General features: G+C 40.1%; 3 protein-coding genes. All 3 read left to right on the top strand.

All coding sequences use genetic code 11. The annotated features are described in order from the left end of the window. Positions 1–86 precede the first annotated feature (86 nt). Positions 87–1,145 carry an IS110 family transposase gene (locus Q7U95_RS00015; RefSeq protein WP_308751218.1) on the top strand — a complete coding sequence of 353 codons (1,059 nt, stop codon included), beginning with the start codon at positions 87–89 and terminating at the stop codon, positions 1,143–1,145. Between the two features lie 305 nt (positions 1,146–1,450). Further along, a complete protein-coding gene (locus Q7U95_RS00010; protein WP_308751217.1) occupies positions 1,451–2,965 on the top strand; it encodes a cobyric acid synthase in 1,515 nt (504 codons plus the stop codon). Further along, positions 2,965–3,257, top strand: a 293-nt coding sequence (locus Q7U95_RS00005) for a cobalamin biosynthesis protein (protein WP_308751216.1), incomplete at its 3' end; no start/stop codon positions are given. The genes Q7U95_RS00010 and Q7U95_RS00005, both read left to right, overlap by 1 nt.

Raw genomic sequence — 3,257 nt, 5'->3', positions numbered from 1 at the left:
GTCATTGATAAGATGAAAAGGCCACACCGCTTAAGGTAAAATGTTTATTACCAAAAAACAAACCTTAAGAAAGGAGTTGTGGCCTCATGAACGATTATAACATTTTTTTAGGAGTTGATTCTCACAAGAAGTACTGCTTTGTTAATGTTCAAGATAAGGAAGGAAACATAGTGGAAGAGAAAGTAGTAAAAACAGAACGGGAAGCTCTCAAAGAGTACTTCTCACAATTCAAAGAAGATGCCATAGCAACAGTAGAATCCACCTACAACTGGATGTTTACCTATGATATCTTAAAAGACTATGTGGGAGAAGTGAAACTGGCCAATCCTAAGCAAACCAAAGCTATCTCTTCTGCTAAAGTAAAAACAGACAAAGTAGACGCAAAAACGTTAGCTTGTTTACTTAGAGCCGATCTTATTCCTGAAATCTACGTTTCTACCAAGAAAGAAAGAGATAGGAAAGATATCTTAAGGCACAGGTTTACTCTGGTTAAGATAAGAACCTCTCTTAAGAACAAAATCTCAGCTTTTATGGCCAGATATGGTTTTGAGGTGCCTCTAAGCGATGCCTTTGGCGTATCCGGGACCAGATATGTAAAGAACCTAGACTGGAAAGAACCAGCCAAAACAATTGTCTTTAAATACTTAGAGATGATTGAAAGCTTAAATCGAGAGATAAAACAATTAGATAAGGTTATTGCCGAAACAGTTAAAGAAACCAACCAAATGAGATTACTTCAAACCATCCCGGGAATTGGGAAAATAACCTCATACCTTATTGCAACAGAAATTGGGACTATAGAAAGGTTTCCTTCACATAAAAATCTTGCCTCCTACTCAGGGCTGGTTCCAGGAATAAGTTCAAGTGCAGGGAAAACTTGTTACAAGAGGTCAAAAGATAGGAATAAGTATCTTCAGTGGGCACTGGTTGAAGCAGCAATTCCTGCCGTAAGAAAATCACCTATTCTTCTTGCCAAATATACTAGGATAAAGGGAAGGAAAGGTTCATCCAAGGCTAAAATGGCCATAGCCAGAAGACTAGCTGAGGCAGTCTTCAAAATACTAACCTATAGCCAAGAATACAAGGAAGGTGTAACTATACAGAAAGCGCGCTCACAGAAGACAAGCTCCCTTTCGCTCGCATAGTCTCTTAGTAGACTCTTTGTCATTGATTAGGGAGCTTCTGATAAATTTTTAAATTGTAGCGTGAGATTCACGCACGAATAGATGCATATTAGCATAGCTTCAACCGAGAGGGAGAAAAAACAAATTAATATTGACAGGCCTTTTCATAGATGCGAGCGGAGCGCGGCAATCTCATAAAAAGGCAGTCAAGAAGCCCGCCTGCCTGCCCCGCCAGCGGCGGGCACGGCGGGAGGCACGGCAATGACGAATATGCGGAGGTATCGATAGACTATTGGCTACCGACTAATGACTAATGGAGTGTAAAAATGGCAGCTAAAACGATAATGGTTCAGGGGACAGCTTCGGGTGTCGGCAAAAGCTTGTTGGTTACCGGATTGTGCAGGATTTTTTCAAATAGAGGGTATAAAGTCGCGCCGTATAAATCACAAAATATGGCCTTAAATTCATTTGTCACTAAAGACGGGGGCGAGATTGGCCGGGCTCAAGCTGTTCAAGCTCAAGCCGCATGTGTAGAACCGACTGTGGATATGAATCCGATTCTTTTAAAACCTAAGAAGGATTATAAAACTCAAGTCATTGTCCACGGGAAACCGGTTGGTGATATGACGGCTCAGGAGTATCACAAGAAATTTAGGGATGAAGCATGGGGGGCGATGATGACTTCTCTTAAAAGAGTAATGTCAGAATATGACGTTATTGTAATCGAAGGGGCGGGAAGCCCCGCTGAGGTAAATTTGCGTGATTTTGACATAGTTAATATGGCAATAGCAAAAGCCGCTGAAGCTCCGGTTTTGCTCGTTGCCGACATTGATAAAGGTGGAGCGCTTGCCTCAATTGTAGGAACACTTAACTTAATCGAATCAGAAGAACGAGAGCTTATTATGGGGCTGGTGATTAACAAATTTAGGGGGGACAGGGAGCTTCTTGAACCTGCCTTGGATTTTTTGGAAACAGACACAGGTAAACCTGTTTTGGGAGTTATTCCCTATGTTCGCGATTTAGGAATTCAAGAGGAAGATTCGATACCCGTTTTAGAAATGGGAGACAAAACTGCCGAAATTGATATTGCTGTCATAAGGTTGCCCCATATCTCAAATTTTACCGACTTTGATTATTTGACAAGAGAGAATGGGGTAAAAATAAGGTATGTGAGCTTAGAAAGTGAGCTTAAAAATGCTGATGCGGTAATAATTCCAGGTAGCAAGAGTACCGTTGAAGATTTAATGTGGCTTCGAGCAAATGGTTTCATTGAAAAAATTAAGGAACTAAATAATTCAGGTGTTCCTGTAATTGGAATTTGCGGTGGCTATCAAATGTTAGGAGAAAAGCTATACGATTCTGAGGGTTTAGAGTCAAAGAACAAAGAGATTGAAGGTTTAGGGCTTTTGCCCACGGTTACTTATTTCTCAAAGGAAAAAATTACGAAGCAAGTAGAGGCACATTTTATGCGACCACTGAAACTTTTTCCGGGGACAGAAGGACATAAATTTGATGGTTATGAAATTCACTCCGGAAGGACGAAGCTTTTAAAGGGGACACCCGTTTTATCGCTTTGCAGTAGAGCGCAAAAGGAGGATATCGGTGATGGAGCAGTGAGCTCAAGCGAACTGGCTTTTGGCACTTATATCCATGATTTATTTATCAACAAAGACATAAGAAGAGCGTTTATTAATAATCTTCGAGTAAGAAAAAAGCTACCTCCTTTGAAAAGTAAAGCTATTGATAGTGTTGACTTTCGAGAGAAGAGCTTTGAGCGTTGGGCTCAAATTTTAAGCGAGAGCCTGGAAATTAAAAAGATATTTGAATTGGCGGGGATTTAATGAATGAAATTGTTTTGCAGGTTTTAATCGCGTTTATTCTCGATATGACGATAGCGGATCCGGCTTTTTTGCCTCATCCCGTGAGGTTGATTGGCTTTTTAATTACCAAGGCCGAAGATATTTTGAGGTGTTTTTTTAAAGATAAATTGGAGTATTTAGGTGGATTAATTTTGACCGTTACAATCGTGGCTTTTTCCTATTTTTTCGTCCATCTTGTTTTAGTTTCTATAGGTAGAGTATCAAGTTTTTTAAGTTTGGTTTTAGGAGCATATTTTATATATGTGAGCATGGC

The sequence above is a fragment of the Candidatus Oleimmundimicrobium sp. genome (genome assembly GCF_030651595.1).
Classification (GTDB): Bacteria; Actinomycetota; Aquicultoria; order UBA3085; family Oleimmundimicrobiaceae; genus JAUSCH01.
Note: the sequence above shows the minus strand (reverse complement) of the source record. Positions and strands in the feature narration are given on the sequence as shown.